This is a genomic window from Pseudactinotalea terrae, assembly GCF_009733845.1.
Classification (GTDB): Bacteria; Actinomycetota; Actinomycetes; order Actinomycetales; family Beutenbergiaceae; genus Pseudactinotalea; species Pseudactinotalea terrae.
The window spans coordinates 316,106-334,258 of record NZ_WNXZ01000005.1 but is presented as its reverse complement, the minus strand read 5'-3'; the positions used below and the strand labels follow the sequence as shown (position 1 = coordinate 334,258).

Annotated in this window: 17 protein-coding genes; 5 read left to right on the top strand and 12 right to left on the bottom strand. The window is 71.0% G+C overall.

Features of this window, described 5'->3' with window-relative positions; all coding sequences use genetic code 11:
* Positions 1 to 226: 226 nt before the first annotated feature.
* From GPA03_RS16945 to GPA03_RS16905, 9 genes are all read right to left on the bottom strand, one after another.
* Entirely contained in the window at positions 227 to 607 is a 381-nt protein-coding gene (locus GPA03_RS16945; protein ID WP_156253196.1) for a DUF1304 domain-containing protein, read from the bottom strand.
* A gap of 54 nt (positions 608 to 661) precedes the next feature.
* Positions 662 to 1,168: a Cys-tRNA(Pro) deacylase gene (ybaK, locus tag GPA03_RS16940; RefSeq protein WP_156253195.1), complete on the bottom strand. Its 507-nt coding sequence runs from the start codon at positions 1,166 to 1,168 to the stop codon at positions 662 to 664.
* Positions 1,168 to 1,947 (bottom strand): LppM family (lipo)protein, encoded by a 780-nt coding sequence (locus tag GPA03_RS16935; RefSeq protein ID WP_156253194.1) that lies wholly within the window; start codon positions 1,945 to 1,947, stop codon positions 1,168 to 1,170. The genes ybaK and GPA03_RS16935 overlap by 1 nt, the downstream gene beginning before the upstream one ends.
* Positions 1,948 to 2,134: 187 nt before the next feature.
* Positions 2,135 to 3,946: an ABC transporter ATP-binding protein gene (locus GPA03_RS16930; RefSeq protein ID WP_156253193.1), complete on the bottom strand. Its 1,812-nt coding sequence runs from the start codon at positions 3,944 to 3,946 to the stop codon at positions 2,135 to 2,137.
* A gap of 43 nt (positions 3,947 to 3,989) precedes the next feature.
* Positions 3,990 to 4,217, bottom strand: coding sequence for a sigma factor-like helix-turn-helix DNA-binding protein (locus tag GPA03_RS16925; RefSeq protein ID WP_156253192.1), 228 nt, complete (start codon positions 4,215 to 4,217; stop codon positions 3,990 to 3,992).
* A 236-nt stretch (positions 4,218 to 4,453) separates the two neighbouring features.
* Positions 4,454 to 6,979, bottom strand: coding sequence for a glycoside hydrolase family 65 protein (locus GPA03_RS16920; RefSeq protein ID WP_241681354.1), 2,526 nt, complete (start codon positions 6,977 to 6,979; stop codon positions 4,454 to 4,456).
* A 2-nt stretch (positions 6,980 to 6,981) separates the two neighbouring features.
* Positions 6,982 to 7,698: an HAD family hydrolase gene (locus tag GPA03_RS16915; RefSeq protein WP_156253191.1), complete on the bottom strand. Its 717-nt coding sequence runs from the start codon at positions 7,696 to 7,698 to the stop codon at positions 6,982 to 6,984.
* A 40-nt stretch (positions 7,699 to 7,738) separates the two neighbouring features.
* Positions 7,739 to 9,193 carry an amidohydrolase gene (locus GPA03_RS16910; RefSeq protein ID WP_156253190.1) on the bottom strand — a complete coding sequence of 485 codons (1,455 nt, stop codon included), beginning with the start codon at positions 9,191 to 9,193 and terminating at the stop codon, positions 7,739 to 7,741.
* 108 nt (positions 9,194 to 9,301) lie between these two features.
* Positions 9,302 to 9,493 (bottom strand): antitoxin, encoded by a 192-nt coding sequence (locus GPA03_RS16905; RefSeq protein ID WP_156253189.1) that lies wholly within the window; start codon positions 9,491 to 9,493, stop codon positions 9,302 to 9,304.
* 187 nt (positions 9,494 to 9,680) lie between these two features.
* Between GPA03_RS16905 and clpB the strand changes: the two genes are divergently transcribed.
* The gene (gene clpB, locus GPA03_RS16900) at positions 9,681 to 12,311 is read left to right on the top strand and encodes an ATP-dependent chaperone ClpB (protein WP_156253188.1); all 2,631 of its coding nucleotides are present in this window, start codon (positions 9,681 to 9,683) and stop codon (positions 12,309 to 12,311) included.
* 80 nt (positions 12,312 to 12,391) lie between these two features.
* Here clpB and GPA03_RS16895 read toward each other — a convergent pair whose 3' ends face one another.
* From GPA03_RS16895 to GPA03_RS16885, 3 genes are all read right to left on the bottom strand, one after another.
* Entirely contained in the window at positions 12,392 to 13,429 is a 1,038-nt protein-coding gene (locus GPA03_RS16895; protein WP_156253187.1) for a septum formation family protein, read from the bottom strand.
* 14 nt (positions 13,430 to 13,443) lie between these two features.
* Entirely contained in the window at positions 13,444 to 14,304 is an 861-nt protein-coding gene (locus tag GPA03_RS16890; protein WP_156253186.1) for a DUF4190 domain-containing protein, read from the bottom strand.
* Positions 14,305 to 14,397: 93 nt separating this feature from the next.
* Positions 14,398 to 15,180, bottom strand: a complete 783-nt coding sequence (locus tag GPA03_RS16885; RefSeq protein ID WP_156253185.1) for an exodeoxyribonuclease III — start codon at positions 15,178 to 15,180, stop codon at positions 14,398 to 14,400.
* A gap of 78 nt (positions 15,181 to 15,258) precedes the next feature.
* On the opposite strand from GPA03_RS16885, the gene pyrE reads away from it, so the two are divergent.
* The 4 genes from pyrE (at position 15,259) to GPA03_RS16865 (ending at position 18,087) form a co-directional block, all read left to right on the top strand.
* A complete protein-coding gene (pyrE, locus tag GPA03_RS16880; protein WP_156253260.1) occupies positions 15,259 to 15,828 on the top strand; it encodes an orotate phosphoribosyltransferase in 570 nt (189 codons plus the stop codon).
* A 76-nt stretch (positions 15,829 to 15,904) separates the two neighbouring features.
* Complete coding sequence (locus GPA03_RS16875) at positions 15,905 to 16,651, top strand: LemA family protein (protein ID WP_156253184.1); 747 nt, start codon at positions 15,905 to 15,907, stop codon at positions 16,649 to 16,651.
* 93 nt (positions 16,652 to 16,744) lie between these two features.
* Positions 16,745 to 17,476: a hypothetical protein gene (locus tag GPA03_RS16870; protein ID WP_156253183.1), complete on the top strand. Its 732-nt coding sequence runs from the start codon at positions 16,745 to 16,747 to the stop codon at positions 17,474 to 17,476.
* On the top strand, positions 17,473 to 18,087 hold the full coding sequence (locus tag GPA03_RS16865) for a TrmH family RNA methyltransferase (RefSeq protein ID WP_241681353.1): 615 nt from the start codon (positions 17,473 to 17,475) through the stop codon (positions 18,085 to 18,087). Before GPA03_RS16870 ends, GPA03_RS16865 begins: the two co-directional genes overlap by 4 nt.
* The last annotated feature ends 66 nt before the right edge of the window (positions 18,088 to 18,153 follow it).

Below are 18,153 nucleotides of genomic sequence, written 5' to 3'. Positions count from 1 at the left end.
CAGGCAGGTAGACCGGGTCCTCGATCCCGCCGCCGGTGACCTGGGCCTTCCGCTCCGCCAACGTCTGCGGCTCGTCCAGCCGCCGCAGGAACAGCAGGTAGGTGATCTGGTCGATGACCTCGAGCGGGTTGTCCCGCCCGACCAGAACGCGTCCCAGATGCGATCGATCTTGCTCTTGAGGTCTCCCGTGACCACCCGCTCAGACAACGCGCGCGGGGGCCGAATCTCAGACCGCAGACGCACCGAGGGCGAGCAGCGCCAGCAGTGGCAGCGTGCCCTGCGTCGCGGCGGCCCGGGCCTTGGAGCGATCGCTGGCTACGAGCACCACGGCCGCAGCCAGCATCGAGCCGGTACCTGCGCACAGCAGCGCGACCGAGACCGCATGGTTCGAGCCTGCCGCCACGATCCCCGCGCCGGTCACGATCGCGAGGAACAGGTTGTAGAAGCCCTGGTTGAAGGCCATCGGCTTCGTGGTCCGCGCGACCTCCTCGGAGAGGCCGAACGTGCCCCGGGTCGCTGGCGCCTCCCACCGGATGGACTCCAGCACCCAGATGTAGACGTGCACCAGCGCGGCCAGCCCGGCGAGCACGAGCGCGATGGTGAACATGGCCCGATCCTCGCGCAGCACCGCCGCTTCGGGTGCCCGATCGAGGGGTCCGGTTCAGCGAGAGATCAGCGCGAGGCTGGCACCGGTGACCTCGAGCAGGTCCTCGGGACTCAGCTCGAGGTCCATCCCGCGCTTGCCACCCGAGACGAGCATGGTCTCGAACCCGGCCGCGCTGTCGTCGAGCACGGCCGGTAGCGTCCGCCTCTGTCCGATCGGGCTGATCCCGCCGACGACGTACCCCGTGACCCGCTCGGCCACCTTGGGTTCTGCCATGGTCGCCTTCTTGGCGCCGAGTGCAGCCGCCAGCGCCTTGAGGTCGAGCTGTCGGTCGACCGGCACGATCCCGACGGCGAGCGCGCCGCCGTCGAGATCGACCAGCAGCGTCTTGAACACCCGGCCCGGCTCCACACCGAGCGCCTCGGCCGCCTCCAGCCCGTAGGACTGCGCCGTCGGGTCGTGCTCGTACGCGCGCACGTCGTAGGAGATGCCGGCAGCATCGAGGGTGACTGTTGCCGGCGTCCCGCCACCGTGACGCGCGCCGCTCGCCCCGTGCCGCGCCATCAGGCGTTCTCGTCGAAGATCTCGTCGACCTTCTTGGTCGATGCACCGCGCGCATGGTCCTGACGGGCACGGACGCCGCCGTCATCCCCGCCCCGCCGCCGTGACCACCACCAAGCCGCCAGTGCGCCCACGCCGGCGACACCCGTGATCACCAACAACCACAGCGGCACCCGCGAGAACCACGAGACCGGCCCGACCGACGACGTCGCGAAGAGGGTCGTGTCCTCGCTCGCGCCGTCGAGGTCCCAGGTCACGGTCCGGCCGTCGAGCACGCCGTTGTGCTCGGTCACGTCCTCGGGCAACGTGATCGAGATGCGCGCCGTCCAGGGCGGACCCGCGTCAGCGTCTTCGTCTCCCTCGACAGGATCGAGCGCGGAGAGGTCGCCGCGCACCACGTACGCCTCGCCCTCGCGCGCGATCGAGAGCGCGCCGTCGGTCGTCGTCGCCACCCGTTCGATCGGCACCTCGTCGAAGGTGAGGGTGGAGCCGGTGTACCCGTCAGCGATGTACGGCTCGCCCGTGAGGCCGCTGTTCGGGTTGGCGGCGAGCTCGTCCTCGATGGCCTCCGCCAGGTTAGCGGGGTCCTCACCGTGCGCGAGCGCCCACTCGTCGGAGACCGCCACCACCATCGTGCCCGAGAGCGTGTCCGCGGCGTCGCTGGTGCTCCCGTTGATCGTCAGGTCGCCGTCGAGCCGCACGCAGCCCGCGAGGACAAGGAGCCCGACGGCGGCGCTCACCAGTGCACGCCACCTCCGCACACGCTGCCTCGTCTGCTTCACCCGGGCACCCTACGACGTGAGCGAAGCCATGTTGGGGGTCGTCTCGGTCCACGGGGGTGGCCTCAGGTTCCCCCAAAGCGCTTTCCGCCGGGAGTGGGCGGGCGTGCGCCTGGAGTGGTGGGCGTGCGCCGGGGCGGGCGTGTGGACTATGTCCCAGGGCGCCGATGCCGCGCGAGTGCGCAGCCGGTCAGTCTGTGGGCGCAAGCAACTGGTGCTGGGCCAGCTCCCGATACAGCGGCGAGCGGGTCAGCAGCTCCTCGTGGGTGCCGACGGCCACGACCTTGCCTGCGTCGAGCACCACGATCTGGTCGCTGTCGACCACCGTGGACAGCCGGTGGGCGATCACCAGCAGGGTGCGGCCGGTGGCCACCTGGTCGATCGCCGCCCGCAGCTGCGCCTCGTTGCGGCTGTCGAGACTCGAGGTGGACTCGTCCAGCAGCAACAGCTCCGGCGCGGCCAGCAGGGCGCGAGCGATCGCGAGCCGTTGCCGCTCTCCGCCGGAGAGCATCACGCCGTGCTCGCCGACCGGAGCGTCGAGGCCGGCGGGCGAGCGGGTGGCGACGTCGGCGAGATTGACCTCGTCCAGCACGGCCCGCATCTGCTCGTGTGTGGCGCCCGGGGTGCCGAGCCGCAGGTTGTCCGCGAGCGAACCGGCCAGCACAGGCGCATCCTGCTCCACGTAGCCGATCCCTGCCCGCAGGTCGCTGCGTGAGACGTCCCGCACGTCCACTCCGCCGGCGAGCACGCGCCCGCCGGTAGGTTCGTAGAACCGCTCCACGAGGGCGAACACGGTGGATTTGCCGGCTCCGGAGGGCCCGACCAGCGCCGTCCGTGACCCGCGCGGCACCACGAACGAGACGCCGTCGAGCACGGCCGGCGCGCCGTCGTCGCCTGAGGGGTAGCGGAACGAGACCTCCTCGAACGCCACCGCGGGCGCCTCAGGGCGGGGTACGGCGGAGGTCTCGACGTCGTCGTCGTGCTCGATCGGCAAGCGCACGATCTCCTGGATCCGGCCGAGCGCGCCGAGCGCCTGGCTGACCGCGGACATCGCCCCGATCATCTGCGCGAGCGGCATCACGAGCAGGAACAGGAACATGAGGAACCCGACGAGCTCGGCGATCGACAGGGTGCCGCCCGCGACCCGCGCGCCGCCCACGCCGAGCACCACGAGGAACGCGACCTGCAGCGCGACCCCGGCGATCGGGACCACCAGCGCCGACACTCTCGCGACCTTGATCCCGGCCTGGTAGGCACCCTCGGTGCGTTCGTCGATGACCTCGGCCTCGCGGTCGCCGGCGTTGGCGGCGCGGATCGTCCGCACCCCGGAGATCGCGCGCTCGAGCGCCGAGGACAGCGCCCCTACCTGCTCCTGTGCCTGCGCGCTCGCGCGGGTCAGCATCGGCATCACGGCCCCGGCGAGCCCGATCGCGAGCACCACCACGCCGAGGGTCAGCGCGAACAGCAGCGGGTCGATGAGGATCATGGCGATCACGGCGCCCACGAACGTGAGGAAGCCGCCGACCGACTCCACCAGGCCCTGCGTCAGCACCGCCCGCAGCAGCGTCGTGTCGCTGCCCACCCGGCTGACCAGGTCACCCGTGCGGCGGGTGTCGAAGGTCGAGATCGGCAGGTGCAGGATCCGCGCGACCAGCCGGCGGCGGCTCACCCGCACCACCTGCTCACCCATCACCTGCAGCAGGTAGTGCTGGTACCCGCCGAGCATGGCGTCCGCGACCACGAGCGCGACGAGCAGCCACGGCAGCCAGCCCATCGCTGTCGAGGTCTGCACCCGGTCGATCACCCGTTGCACCAGCAGCGGCTGCGCCAGGCTCGTGAGGGCGCCCAGCACCGACAGCACGAGCGCCGCGACCAGCAGCGTGCGGTTGACGACCAGGTAGGGGAGCAGCTCGCGCAGGGACGCGCGCGGTCCGTCGTCGGGCTCGCTCCTGCGGCGGCCGAACGGACTGCGGGACCTGCGAGCGGTGGGTGTCGTCGTCATGGCTTTCCTGCGTGGTCTCTCGGGTGGCCGATCTCGGGCGCCCTCACCTGCGACCGTACTTCTTGTGGACGGCCTGCTTGCTGACGTCCAGCGCGCTGGCGATCTGCTGCCAGGAGAGCCCCTGCTGCCGCGCCCGCCGGACCAGCTCGGCCTCCCTGCGCTCGATCTCGGCCAGCGCCGTCCGCCGCTCCCGCGTGAGCTCGGTCAGCTCCCAGATCGCCTCGCGGGGGTCACCCCCGCCTTCTGCTTGTCCCAGCGCCGTCTTGCTCATGGCGTCAATCTACGTTGACGAGCCGCGCGCGTCAACCGGCGTTGACGCGTGAGGCTCGTTCGGTTCGCCGAGTTCGGTGCAGATCGACGAGGTCGTTGGGTGTGCCGGACGAACGTGACGGTCTGCAACGAACTCGAGCCGGGAGCCAGGCCGACAGGCTTGCTGGGACGGGCAGGGCCACGCCGACGGGCTGGCCGCGCCGATGGGCTGGCCACGCCGGCGGGCGGTCGCGGCGATCAGCGGGAGCCGTTGCCGTTGCCGTTGCCCTTCTTGCGTCGGTCGGGATCGGGCACACCGGCGGTGTAGACCATGTTGTGCTCGGTGCTCGACCCGATCAGCGGCATCGTGCCCAGCGCGCCCTCGAGCACCGGGCCCTGGTCCTCGAGCGGGATCACGACCGGGGCGCCCGGGGTGATGAGGTGCTGCTCGCCGCGCACCGACACCGAGACCGCTGCGCCCTCCTCGATCGTGAAGCTGATCTGCTCGCGCTTGAGGAGCACTCTCATGCGGGCGCCGTGGAACCGGACCTTGAAGCTCAGGCTCGGCCAGTCACGCGGGAGGCGGGGGTCGAAAGTGAGGGCGTCGTTGTGGTCGCGCATGCCGCCGAACCCGTAGACCAGCGCGCTCCACACACCGCCCGTCGAAGCCACGTGGATGCCGTCGGAGGCGTTGCCGTGCAGGTTCGCGAGGTCGACGTACAGCCCGGCGTGGAAGTACCTCAGGGCGAGGTCCTGGTAGCCGACCTCGGCCGCCATGATCGCCTGCACGACCGCCGAGAGCGAGGAGTCGCCCGTGGTGATCGGGTCGTAGTACTCGAAGTCGGCGCGCTTGGCCTCGCGACTGAACTCGTCGCCCTGCAGGAACAGCGCGGCCACGACGTCGGCCTGCTTCAGCACCTGGAACCGGTAGATCACCAGCGGGTGGTAGTGCAGCAGCAGCGGGCGCTTCTCCTCGGGAGTCGCGGCGAGGTCCCAGACCTCCCGCTCGAGGAAGTGCTGGTCCTGCGGATGGACCTTGAGGCCCTCGTCGTACGGCACGTACATCCCGTCGGCGCAGCGGGCCCACTCGTCGACCTCCCCGGGCTCGAGCTCGAGCTGCTTGACGAGCCGGGCGTACTGCTCGGGCCAGAACTCGGCGATGTGCCGGCACCAGGCCGCGGCCTGGCGCAGGTTGTCGCGCGCCATCAGGTTGGTGAAGAGGTTGTTGTTGACGACGGCGGTGTACTCGTCCGGACCGGTCACGCCGTGGATGTGGAACCGCGGCTCCTTGCCGGCGAGCCAGAACCCCAGGTCCTCCCACATGCGTGCGGTCTCGACGAGGATCTCGACACCCTCGCGCACCATGAAGTCCTCGTCGCCGGTGCCGCTGACGTACTTGCACAGCGCAAAGGCGATGTCGGCGTTGATGTGGTACTGCGCCGTGCCGGCCGCGTAGTAGGCCGACGCCTCCTCGCCCGAGATCGTCCGCCACGGGAACAGCGCGCCGGCCTGCGACATCTCGTACGCGCGGCGGCGGGCGGCCGGGAGCATCTGGTGCCGGAACCGCAGCGCCCCCCGCGCCACCCACGGCGAGGTGTAGGTGAGGAACGGCAGCACGTAGATCTCGGAGTCCCAGAAGTAGTGGCCCTCGTAGCCGGACCCGGAGACGCCCTTCGCGGCGATCCCCGCGGTCTCCACGCGCAGCGAGGACTGCGCGAGCTGGAACAGGTTCCACCGCACGGCCTGCTCGACCGCCGGATGACCGGCGACGACGACGTCGGACCGCTCCCAGAACGCGTGCATCTCCCGGCGCTGCGACGCGAAGCACTGCTCGACGCCGTCCTCCCGCACCCGGTCGAGGGTGCGCCGGCACCGGTCGACCAGCTCACGCGTGGGCACCCCGCGCGAGGAGTGGTAGGCCGCCACCTTCGTGACCAGGATCGGCCTGCCCTGCTGCGCACGGACCCGGTAGACCTTCTTGGCGAGATCCTCCTCCGCGTGCGTGAGGGTCTCGTACTCGTTGTCGGTGCTGATCGTGTGGTCGACGCCGACGGCGAGCGTCATGCGCGAGTTCGCCGCTCGCCAGCTCAGCACCATGCGTCGGTCGCCCGCCCAGTGGCTCTGCGGCACCAGCACCCGCTCCGAGAGCGTGCTCGCCTTGCGAGGGTCGAACCCGACGGTCCCGTCACCGGCTCCCAGCGACTCGGTCGTGTACTCGTCGAGCCCGTCCTGCCGGTTGAGGAGCTGGGAGGAGATCGCGACCGGTGCATCGCCGTCGAGCATCGTGACCTCGAAGGTCATGACGGCGAGGTGCCGGTGCTCCAGAGAGGTGAAGCGGCGCGAGACGACCTGGACTCGCTTGCCCGAGGCCGTGCGCCAGATCAGCGAGCGGCGCAGCACGCCGTCGCGGAAGTCGAGGGTGCGGTCGTAGTGCTCGAGGTCGGCGACCGAGAGCAGCAGCGGCTCGTCGTCGACGTAGAGCTTGATCGTCTTGACGTCCGGTGCGTTGACGATCGTCTGCCCGGTGCGCGCGAACCCGAACGCCTCTTCGGCGTGCCGGATCTGCCAGGTCTCGTGGAACCCGTTGACGAAGGTGCCGTGCGCGTGCGTGTCGCGGCCCTCCTCGCAGTTGCCGCGCAGCCCGAGGTAGCCGTTGCCCACCGCGAACAGAGTCTCGGTGACGCCGAGGTCCTCGGCCGAGTAGCGCGTCTCGCGCAGCGCCCACTCGTCGACCGGGAAACGGGTGCGGTCGAGCGGGTCGGGGCTGCCGCCGTGTGCGTGCACGCTCAGCGGCCGATCAGCTCGTCGAGCTCGTGCACCACGAGGTCGGCGCCACCGGCGGTCAGCTCCTGTGCGCCCGCGCCTCGATCGACGCCGACCACCAGCCCGAACTTGCCCGCACGGCCCGCCTGCACCCCCGAGAGCGCGTCCTCGAAGACCACCGAGCGCTCCCGCGAGACGCCGAGCCGCTCGGCCGCCAGCAGGAAGGTGTCCGGTGCCGGCTTGCCCGGCAGCCCGGTCTCGGCGCGCACCAGCCCGTCGACGATCACCTCGAACCGCTCGCGCAGCCCTGCCGCGGTCAGCACGTCGACCGCGTTGCGGCTGCTCGAGACCACGGCCACCGCGGTGCCGCGCGCAGCCAGGAAGTCGAGCAGCATCACGGACCTCGGGTACGGCAGCACGCCCTCCTCGGACAGGAGTCGCGCGAACTCGGCGTTCTTCCGGTTGCCGAGCCCGCACACGGTCATGGCGTCAGCCGGGTCCGAGGGGGTCCCCTCCGGCAGCACGATGCCGCGCGAGGCCAGGAAGGTACGGACGCCGTCGTAGCGCGGCTTGCCGTCGACGTAGTCGAAGTAGTCGCGGTCCGTGTAGGGCCGCTGATCGGGCAGGGTCGCCAGGTAGGCGTTGAACATCACGTCCCAGGCGCGCATGTGCACGTCTGCGGTCGGGGTCAGCACGCCGTCGAGGTCGAACAGGGCTGCGTCGTAGTCGTCCCACTTCACACGGTGAGCCTATGAGCGCGCCGCCCCTGTGCCGCAACCCCTAGAGAGTCGTATAGGTCACGTTGCCGGCGCAGATCGTCGCGGCGACCCCGATGTCGGGCAGTGCGGCGGCGCCCAGGGCGAAGGGGTCGTCGTCGAGCAGCACCAGGTCGGCCGGCCCGCCCGGCACGATCTCGCGGACGCCACCCCACGACGAGCGCAGCGCCAGGTCGAGCCCGATCCGCTGCTCCGGGTGCCACGCCGGTCGGTGGTCGCCCGTGCGAAGCACGGCGGCGGCGATCGCTCGCCACGGGTCGAGCGGCGCCACCGGCGCGTCCGAGCCCAAGCGCAGCTCGATCCCGGCGGCGGCCATCTCGGCGTAGGCATACGCGCGGTCGGTCCGGCCGTGCCAGAGCTTCTCGGCGATGTCGCGATCATCGACCAGGTGCCACGGCTGGATGCTCGCGGCGAGGCCGAGTCTCGCCATCCTGGTGATGTCCGACGGCGTCGCGAGCTGTGCGTGCTCGATCGCCCCGTGCGCATGGCTGGCCTCGAAGGCATCGAGCACGAGCGTCAGGGCGGCGTCGCCGATGGCATGGATGCTGGCGTCGATCCCTGCCGCCGCGGCGCGGGACATCGCTGCCACGAGTGCCGGCTGGTCGAGGTTCATCGCGCCGTGACCGCCGCCGGGGAAGGGGTGGCGACAGTGTGCGGTGCCGGTGTTGAGGGAGCCGTCGGCGATGATCTTGAGGGACCCCATCGTCACCAGCGGCCCCGCCCCGGGCACCGGGTCGCCGGTGCGGAGCCCGGCTGCGACAGCGCCCTCGAGGTGGTCGGTCCACACCCCCGCCCGCACCCGGTGGGCCGCGAACCCGGCGCCGTGCCGGCGTCGCCAGGCGGCGTGCGTGTCGTGCGCGTCGAGGTCGACGATGCCGACCACGCCTCGCGCGGCCGCATCCTGGCCGGCCTCGATCACCCACCGGTCACGGGTGGCGTCGTCGGCGGAACCGATGCCGGGCATCACCGCGAACCAGGCGCCCTCGGTGACCCAGCCGTCGGCGTCGGCATCCGCCGCCAGGCCGTAGCGGGCGAGCGCCGCCGTGTTGAAGACCGCGGAGTGCGAGTCGCCCGAGAGCAGCGACACGGGCACGTCGAAGGCGTCGAGGTCCGCGCGGACCGGCCGCTGCTCCCAGCCGGCGCACCACAACCCGGTCGCCACCACCTCCGCCCCGGGATGCTGCGCCAGGCGCGCCGCCACCGCGGCTACGCACTCCGCCGCGGACGCCGCTGCCCGCAGGTCCAGTCGGTGCCGCATCGCGGCCCAGTCCGTGGGGTGGACGTGGAAGTCCCACAACCCGGGCATCACCCAGCGTCCCTCGGCCTCGATGGCTCGTGCGGCCGCCGTCGGCGCCTGCGCCGCGGGAGCGACGGCGACGATCTCGCCCTGGGCGACCACGATGTCGACGAGCGCGCTGGCGCCCAGCAGCCGCGCCCCACGGATCACCAGGTCGGACACACTCCGGAGCGTAGGCCAGAGCCGAGCTGCTGGCGGACAGGTGCTAGGAGCGGCCCTCGGGTGTGACGAAGGCCGGCCCCGAGCGGGAGCCGGCCTTCACGAGGAGGATCAGACTCTCTCGTCGCCGATCTTGCCATCGATGAAGTCGCGACCCTGGTCGACCTTGTCGGCGTACTTGTCGCCGGTCTTGTCGTTGACGAAGCCCTCGGCCCGATCGAGTGCGTTGTCCGTCTGCTCCTCGTCGCCGAGGACGTCGTTGACCTTCTCGGAGATCTTGTCCTTGAACGCGTCGAATCCCATGTGCTTCCCCTCGCTTGGTGGTGGCCGGACAGGTCCGGCCCCGACGTTCGTCAGTGTGGCACGCGAGCACCGAGCGCGCGCAAGTTCCGGGCCTATAGGCTGGGTGCGAAACAGAGTTGAGCGGAATAGACTCAACTCTGTCGCGGTTGATCTGAGTGACGCAGACCCACCCATGCTCGGAGGTTCGATGGACATCAAGCTCACGACGAAGTCGCAGGAGGCCATGGCGGCCGCGCTGCAGGCAGCCGCGGCTGCAGGCAACCCGCAGCTCGAGCCTCTGCACCTGCTCGCGGCACTGCTCGGGCAGCAGGGCGGGGTGGCGAACGCCCTGCTCGACGCCGTGGGCGTGGACCGCGGGTCGGTCGGCCAGCAGGTCACGGGTGCGCTCACGGCGCTGCCGTCGGCCTCGGGCTCGAGCGTCAACCAGCCGCAGGCGGCACGGGGCCTGAGCAACGCGCTCAGCGCTGCCTCGCAGGAGGCGACGGCACTCGGCGACGAGTACGTCTCCACCGAGCACCTGCTGCTCGCGATCGCCAAGGACGCCGGTGCCGCCGGTGACATCCTGCGTGCCGCCGGCGCCGACCGCGACCGCCTCCACGAGCGGCTGCCCGCGGTGCGCGGCTCGGGCAAGGTGACCTCGGCCGATCCCGAGGGCACGTTCCAGGCGCTCGAGAAGTACGGCACCGACCTCACCGCGAGCGCGCGCGAGGGCAAGATCGACCCGATCATCGGGCGTGACTCCGAGATCCGGCGCGTCGTGCAGGTGCTCTCGCGCCGCACGAAGAACAACCCGGTGCTCATCGGTGAGCCGGGCGTCGGCAAGACCGCCGTCGTCGAGGGGCTGGCGCAGCGCATCGTCGACGGCGACGTCCCCGACTCCCTGGCCGGCAAGCGGATCATCGCGCTCGACATGGGCGCGATGCTCGCCGGAGCTAAGTACCGCGGCGAGTTCGAGGAGCGGCTCAAGGCTGTCCTCGACGAGATCAAGGGCTCCGACGGCGAGATCATCACCTTCATCGACGAGCTGCACACGGTCGTCGGCGCAGGTGCCGGTGGCGAGGGCGCCATGGACGCCGGCAACATGCTCAAGCCGATGCTTGCCCGTGGCGAGCTGCGGATGGTCGGTGCCACCACGCTCGACGAGTACCGGGAGTACATCGAGAAGGACCCGGCGCTGGAGCGCCGGTTCCAGCAGGTGTTCGTGGGGGAGCCGAGCGTCGAGGACACGGTCGCGATCCTGCGCGGCATCGCCCCGAAGTACGAGGCGCACCACAACGTGACGATCTCCGACGGCGCCCTCGTGGCCGCCGCCACGCTCTCCGACCGGTACATCACCGGCCGGCAGCTGCCGGACAAGGCGATCGACCTGGTGGACGAGGCGGCCTCCCGGCTGCGGATGGAGCTGGACTCCTCGCCCGTGGAGATCGACCAGCTCCGGCGCGAGGTCGACCGCATGAAGATGGAGGAGGCCTACCTCACCGAGGGTGGGACCGAGGATGCCGGGGCGCAGGCGCGGCTCGAGAAGCTGCGCGCCGACCTGGCGGACCGGTCGGAGGAGCTGACCGCCCTGACAGCAAGGTGGGAGGCCGAGCGCGCCGGGCTGAACCAGATCGGTGAGGCCCGCAAGAAGCTCGACGAGCTGCGCACCGAGGCCGAGAAGGCCCAGCGTGACGGAGACCTCGAGAAGGCGTCCCGGCTGCTCTACGGCGAGATCCCCGCCGTCGAGCGCGAGATCGCTGCGGCCGAGCAGGCCGAGCTGCAGGCGACGGCGTCCGAGACCAAGCAGGCCCCGATGGTGGCCGAGTACGTCGGACCGGAGGAGGTGGCCGAGGTGGTCGCCGCGTGGACGGGGATCCCGACCGGGCGGCTGCTGCAGGGTGAGACCGAGAAGCTGCTGCACATGGAGGATGTCCTCGGGCGTCGGCTCATCGGGCAGCAGACCGCCGTGCGTGTGGTCTCCGACGCCGTCCGGCGCTCGCGGGCCGGCATCGCCGACCCGGACCGGCCGCTGGGCTCGTTCCTGTTCCTCGGACCCACCGGCGTGGGCAAGACCGAGCTCGCGAAGTCGCTCGCCGACTTCCTGTTCGACGACGAGCGCGCGATGGTGCGCATCGACATGAGCGAGTACAGCGAGAAGCACTCCGTGGCACGCCTCGTGGGTGCCCCACCGGGATACGTCGGGTACGAGGAGGGCGGGCAGCTGACCGAGGCCGTGCGACGTAGGCCGTACTCGGTCGTGCTGCTCGACGAGGTCGAGAAGGCTCACCCCGAGGTCTTCGACATCCTGCTGCAGGTGCTCGACGACGGCCGGCTCACCGATGGCCAGGGCCGCACGGTGGACTTCAGGAACGTCATCCTCGTGCTGACCTCGAACCTCGGGTCGCAGTTCCTCGTTGACGAGTCCTTGGACGCAGCCGCCAAGAACTCGGCGGTGATGAGCATGGTCCGGTCCTCCTTCAAGCCGGAGTTCCTCAACCGGCTCGACGAGATCGTGCTGTTCGACCCGCTCAGCATCACCGAGCTCGGCAGCATCGTGGACCTGCAGGTCAAGCGTCTCGGCGAGCGGCTGGCCGACCGCCGGCTCACGCTCGAGGTCACGCCTGCGGCACGCGAGTGGCTGGCGCTGGAGGGGTACGACCCCTCCTACGGCGCCCGCCCGCTGCGGCGGTTGATCCAGCGCGAGATCGGCGACAAGCTCGCCCGGCTGCTCCTCGGCGGCCAGGTCGCAGACGGCGGTCACGTGGTGGTCGACCGCCCGGACTCGCTCGATGCCTCGGGCCTCGAGGTCCACGCGGCAGCGGCGGTCGAGCCCGCCTGAGGGCCGCAGTCGGCCCCGACGACACAGGCCCCGCCCGGAGCGATCCGGGCGGGGCCTGCGTGTGTTCGGTTCAGGTCTGGTCAGCCGACCGTCACGTCACCGTCGATGAAGCTGCCGGTGAACATCGCGCCGTCGATCGCGACCATCAGGCAGGTGTACTTGCGGTCACCGAAGTCCCATGTGCCCTCGGTCGGCCACATGTAGTTGTAGTTGACGCTCTCGGAGTCGGCAACCATGTCGAAGAACGGCACCACGGCGTCGGTGCAGAAGGCCTCGGCCTCGCTCGAGAGGGTGTCCTCCCCGGGGAACTCCTCGGCGTCGGTGACGGACTCGGCGACGACCTCGAACTCGTGCGGGGTCGCGCAGTCGACCTTCTCCCACATGCTGTTCGCGTTGTACTCGAGCGACAGGATGCAGTCGCCCGGGACGACCTCGGTGTCCGCGACCTCGGTCACGTCACCGCCGTCGTCGGTCGGTTCATCGGTCGGCTCGTCCGTGGGCTCATCGGTCGGCTCGTCCGTGGGCTCGTCGGTGGGCTGATCGCTCGTGGTCGGATCGGCTGTAGGGTCCTCGCCGCCGCCACCGGTCAGTGCCTGGATCGCGAAGAAGATGCCGACGATGACCAGGATGCCCACCACGACACCGATGATGATCGGCACCGGGCTCTTCTTCGGGGGCTGCCCGCCGGGGCCGCCAGGACCGCCGTAGCCGCCGTAGCCCGGGGGCTGCGAGGACCCACCGAAGCCGCCCGCCTGTGCCGGCTGGCCGAAGCCGCCCGGCTGAGCCGGCTGGCCGAAGCCGCCGGGCTGGTTGGGCGCCTGGCCGGGCTGCTGCCCGAAGGCCGGCTGGGTCGGCTGGCCGTACTGGGGCTGGGTCGGCTGGCCGTACTGGGGCTGCTGAGGCTGAGCCGGCTGACCGTACTGCGGCTGCTGCGGGTTCTGGCCCGGCTGGGAGGAGGACCCGTAGCTGGTGTTCTGGCCCGGCTGCGAGGACGAGCCATAGCTCGGCTGCTGCGGGGTCTGACCGGGCTGCCCCGGCTGTCCGGGCTGGCCCGGGTTCTGCGGGTCCTGACCCGGGTTCTGCGGGTCCTGCCCCGACGGATTCCATGGCGTGCTCATGTGGATCCCCTTTCCTAGGTATTGACGAGATCGACGTTGAGGGGGCCCGCGTCGCCACGGAGCAGGCAGACCACCTGGGTGTTGCCCTGGTCCCAGCCCGCCTGCGACGGGACGAGGTACCAGGGCACGAACGAGGCATCACCGGCGTCGATGTTCTCGACCTCGGTGGTGCAGGTTGCGGTCGCATCGGCCGCTATCTGCTCGGCGCCGGGGAAGTCCCCGGAGCCCGGGTGCAGGCTCACGACCTGGGCGATGTGCTCGTCGGCGCACGGGACGAGGCGGACCTCGCCCACCTGCTCCGCCGGCGGCAGCGTCTGGATGCAGTTGCCGACCGCAAGGTTGGCTGCGGCAACCGTGCGGGCCGCCGCGACATCACCGGGCTGCGGGCTCTCCAGAGCCCGGTCGATGGTGCCGTTCATCGACAGCACGGCGGTGACCAAGGCCCAACCCACCGTGAACACCGCGCCGAGGGCGACGGCGGTCCACGCGAGCGCCATGCTGCGCCGCCGCGTCTGCTTGACGCGGTTCCGCGCCAGCAGGCCGAGGCCGATGCCGACCGGGCCGAGAGGCGCGGTGGCGATGCCCGCGATGGCGAGCGGCTCGAGCTTCTGCCTCGGCGCCACCGGGAACGTGAACGACCCGTACCCACCCTGCTGCTGCGCGGCTTGCGCTGCTGGCTGGTGGTTGCCGTACATGCTCTGGCCGGACGGCGGAGCGAAGGAGTGCTGCGGCGCCGGCATCTGCGGGACCGGAGGAACCTGCGGCTCCTGAGCGCCCTGCCCGTGGGCAGGGGTCGGCTGGCCGGGAACCCCGGCCGGCGCTCCGTAGGAGGGCTGGTCAGGGTTCGGCCACGAGGCGAGCGGCGGCTGACCCATGAGCGGAACACTATCGGCCAACGGTGACCTCGCCGGAGCACGTTGGCGGCAGAGGTGCCCATGTCGCTGCCGCCGGTGGTGGCCCGACCCGACTCAGGAGGTGGCGTCGTCGATCTCGAGGACGACCGGTACATGATCGGAGGCCCCCGCTCCCTTGCGCTCCTCGCGGTCGATCGCGACCCCGCGCAACCGCTTCGCGAACGCGGCGTTCCCGAAGGCGAGGTCGATCCGCATGCCTCGGTTCTTGGGGAAGGCCAACCGCTGGTAGTCCCAGTACGTGTAGCGGCCGGGCGTGTGCGTGGTGGTCAGCTCGGTGAAACCGGCTGACGCGAGCGCTGCCAGCGCCGCTCGCTCAGGTGCGGAGACATGCGTGGAGCCCTCGAAGAACGCCGGGCTCCAGACATCCTCGTCGGTGGGTGCCACGTTCCAGTCCCCGACGATCACGGTCGGATCCGCCGGCCAGGAGGCGGCGGCGTCCCGCAGCGACCGCAGCCACGCGAGCTTGTACTCGTAGTGCGGGTCCACGAGCGTGCGCCCGTTCGGCACGTACACGCTCCACACCCGGACACCGCCGCAGGTGGCACCCAGGGCGCGGGCCTCGGGAACCGCCGGGTCTCCCCAGCCGGGCTGGCCGGCGAAACCGGACTCGACGCCCTCGAGCCCCACCCGGGAGACGATCGCGACACCGTTCCACTGGCTCACCCCCACGTGCGCCACCTCGTACCCGAACGCCTCGAACGTCAGATAGGGAAAGAGGTGATCGGCGGCCTTGGTCTCCTGCAGGGCGAGCACGTCGACGTCGTTGCGCTCGAGCCACTCCGAGACCCGTTCGGCGCGAGCTCGGATCGAGTTGACGTTCCAGGTGGCGATCCGCACCCCTCGACGCTACACAAGCCGCGGGGCGACGATCTCGGCGTCGTGACTACGCTGAGTGCCGTGACGACGCCGGAGCACATGTCCCAGGACCGCCTCGCCCGCCTCGCCCAGCTGGTCGGCGAGCTCGCCGTCGTGCACGGCACGGTGACGCTCTCCAGCGGCCGTGAGGCCGACTACTACGTGGACATGCGGCGCGTCACGCTGCACCACGAGGGGGCGCCCCTGATCGGGCACCTGATGCTCGACATGCTCGAGGAGCAGGGCATGGGTGTCGGGGAGATCGATGCCGTGGGCGGACCCACCATGGGTGCGGACCCGGTCGTCTGCGCGATCCAGCACGCCGCCGCCAGCCGCGGGCTCGACCTCGACGCCTTCCTCGTGCGCAAGGAGGCCAAGGGGCACGGCATGAAGCGACAGGTCGAGGGCCCCGAGATCGCGGGGCGGCGCGTGGTGATCGTCGAGGACACCACCACCACCGGCAACAGCCCCATGCTCGCCGTCGAGGCAGCGCGCGCCGCGGGCGCCGAGGTGCTCGGCGTCGCGACGATCCTCGACCGCGAGACCGAGGCCACCGAGGTGTTCGCGAGGGCAGAACTTCCCTACGTCTCCCTGCTCTCCTCGGGCGATCTCGGCCTGGGCCGCCAGTAGCATCGAAGCAGTCGGGCGCTCTGCCCGGTCGCTCAGACCCTGGGTTTGTGGACCCTGACGTCAGAAGGAGGCCCGCATGGACACCGGAGTCATCATCCTCATCGTTGTTGTCCTCGTCGTCCTGATCCCCGTGATCTGGGCGATCGCGACCTACAACGGCTTTGTTCGCCTGCGGAACCTGGTGCAGGAGGCGTGGCGTCAGATCGACGTCGAGCTGCACCGCCGCTACGACCTGATCCCCAACCTCCTCGACACGGTCAAGGGCTTCGCCGCCCACGAGCGTGCGGTGTTCGACGAGGTCACGCGAGCTCGCGCGGCCGCCGCGACCCCGGGGTCCACCCCGGCCGAGCAGGCCCGTCAGGAGGACGCGCTGAGCGGCGCACTCGGTCGCCTGTTCGCGGTCGCCGAGGCATACCCGCAGCTCCGCTCGGTCGAGAGCTTCGTGGCCCTGCAGAACGAGCTCACCAACACCGAGGACCGGATCGCTGCCGGCCGTCGCTTCTACAACGCGAACGTGCGTGAGCTCAACACCAAGGTGGAGAGCTTCCCGCCGAACATCATCGCGAACATGTTCAACTTCCACCGCGCGGAGTACTTCGAGACCAACGACCCGATCGTCCGGGCCGCCCCGCGCGTGTCGTTCGCCGACCAGCAGGGCCAGGTGGGTCAGTACGGCACCCCGCCGGCGCCGCAGCCTCACATCACCGACGCGCCCGGTCCCGGCTACGGCGGCCAGCCCGGCGGCTTCGCGCCGGGTCAAGGCGGCGGCCAGCCCGGCTACCCGCAGCCCGGTCAAGGCGGTGGATACCCGCCTCAGGGCTGAGCCGATCGGCGAAGCCTGGTTCTGTCGTCAGCCTGTCGCAGGTGGTGCTGCGGCGCTGATGAGCGCACGCCATCATGGGAGCGTGAAGGCACGATGATCGCGGATCCCGGGGCAGGCGCGGACGGTCAGCAGCGCCGTCGGACAGGCACGCCGCTGCCCTATGGTGCGATCGACGGTCAGCCGAGCCCGAGCGGACCGCCCGGTGGGAGCACATGGGCCCCGAGCTCGCCGACATCGGCGGCCATCGGGCCGTGGTACGTCGGCGGCTCCTCGGTGTTCAGGCCCAACCGATTCCTTGCCGGCCTGCTGGTGGTGGCCGCAGCGGTCCTCGCGGCGCTGATCGCGACGGCCGGCGGCAGCCCCGCCGAGGTGAGGGTGATCTACGGCGTGATGCTGGTGATCGTGCTCGTGCTGCTCGCCGAGTCGTTGTACGCGCAGGTGCGGGTCGATCCCCACGGCATCACCCGGCGTTCCCTGCGCGGAACCACCACCTACGTCCGCGAGGAGCTCGCGACGCCTGTGTTGCACAAGTACCTCCGTCGCGGCAGGGGAGGGAAACAGAAGGTCTGCAGGCTCTCGATCCGGCGGCGCGGGGGCCGCTACGGTTTCGTGATCACGTCCGATCTGTACCGCTACAGCGACGTGGACACGATCGCCGCGCGAGTCGGAGCAGCGAGACCGAAGAGCGCGCGAGGTGTCGAGATCGAGGCTGAGTACCCGGGGTCGACACGCTGGGCGCAACGGCACCCAGTGCTGCTCGTCGTGATCTGGTGCGTCATCGTGTGGCTCGGCGCGACGATCTACGTCACCTGGGCGATCCCGTGACCGAGGATGGGGAGCAGCGCAGACCCGGCGTCGGCCCGCACCCGCAACCCTGGCCCGACGACCCGCGGCTCGACCGCGAGCTGCTCGCCGCAGGCGACCACCGCAACGTCGAGGACCGGTTCCGGTACTGGCGGCTGGAGGCGATCGTCGCGGACCTCGACACCCGGCGGAACCCGCTGCACGTGGCGATCGAGAACTGGGGCCGCGACTTCAACATCGGCTCGGTCGTACGCACCGCCAACGCGTTCAACGTCGCCGGCGTGCACGTGATCGGGCGCCGCCGCTGGAACCGCCGCGGCGCGATGGTGACCGACCGCTACCTGCACGTGCACCACCACGAGGACGCCGCAGCCTTCGCCGCCTGGACGGCCGAGCGCGGCGTCCCGGTGCTGGGCATCGACAACGTCCCCGGTTCGGTCCCGCTCGAGCACCGCGACCTGCCCCGGTCGTGCGCGCTGCTGTTCGGCGAGGAGTCCGCCGGGCTGACCCCGCAGGCGCAGCAGATCTGCGAGGCGATCCTTCACATCACCCAGCACGGGTCCACCCGATCGATCAACGCGGGCGCCGCTGCCGCCGTCGCGATGTGGGCCTGGGCGGTCCAGCACGCCTGAGACCGCCTGGCCCGAGGCGACCGAAGGGGAGCGGAGGTGCCAGACTGGACCCGACATCCCGCCGTC

What these genes read in the sequence shown, in the direction of transcription:
- clpB (WP_156253188.1), top strand. Translation starts at nt 9,681, where the DNA reads ATGGACATCAAGCTCACGACGAAGTCGCAGGAGGCCATGGCGGCCGCG.
- GPA03_RS16930 (WP_156253193.1), bottom strand. Translation starts at nt 3,946, where the DNA reads ATGACGACGACACCCACCGCTCGCAGGTCCCGCAGTCCGTTCGGCCGC.
- GPA03_RS16890 (WP_156253186.1), bottom strand. Translation starts at nt 14,304, where the DNA reads ATGGGTCAGCCGCCGCTCGCCTCGTGGCCGAACCCTGACCAGCCCTCC.
- GPA03_RS16925 (WP_156253192.1), bottom strand. Translation starts at nt 4,217, where the DNA reads ATGAGCAAGACGGCGCTGGGACAAGCAGAAGGCGGGGGTGACCCCCGC.
- pyrE (WP_156253260.1), top strand. Translation starts at nt 15,259, where the DNA reads ATGTCCCAGGACCGCCTCGCCCGCCTCGCCCAGCTGGTCGGCGAGCTC.
- GPA03_RS16945 (WP_156253196.1), bottom strand. Translation starts at nt 607, where the DNA reads ATGTTCACCATCGCGCTCGTGCTCGCCGGGCTGGCCGCGCTGGTGCAC.
- GPA03_RS16895 (WP_156253187.1), bottom strand. Translation starts at nt 13,429, where the DNA reads ATGAGCACGCCATGGAATCCGTCGGGGCAGGACCCGCAGAACCCGGGT.
- ybaK (WP_156253195.1), bottom strand. Translation starts at nt 1,168, where the DNA reads ATGGCGCGGCACGGGGCGAGCGGCGCGCGTCACGGTGGCGGGACGCCG.
- GPA03_RS16905 (WP_156253189.1), bottom strand. Translation starts at nt 9,493, where the DNA reads ATGGGATTCGACGCGTTCAAGGACAAGATCTCCGAGAAGGTCAACGAC.
- GPA03_RS16875 (WP_156253184.1), top strand. Translation starts at nt 15,905, where the DNA reads ATGGACACCGGAGTCATCATCCTCATCGTTGTTGTCCTCGTCGTCCTG.
- GPA03_RS16870 (WP_156253183.1), top strand. Translation starts at nt 16,745, where the DNA reads ATGATCGCGGATCCCGGGGCAGGCGCGGACGGTCAGCAGCGCCGTCGG.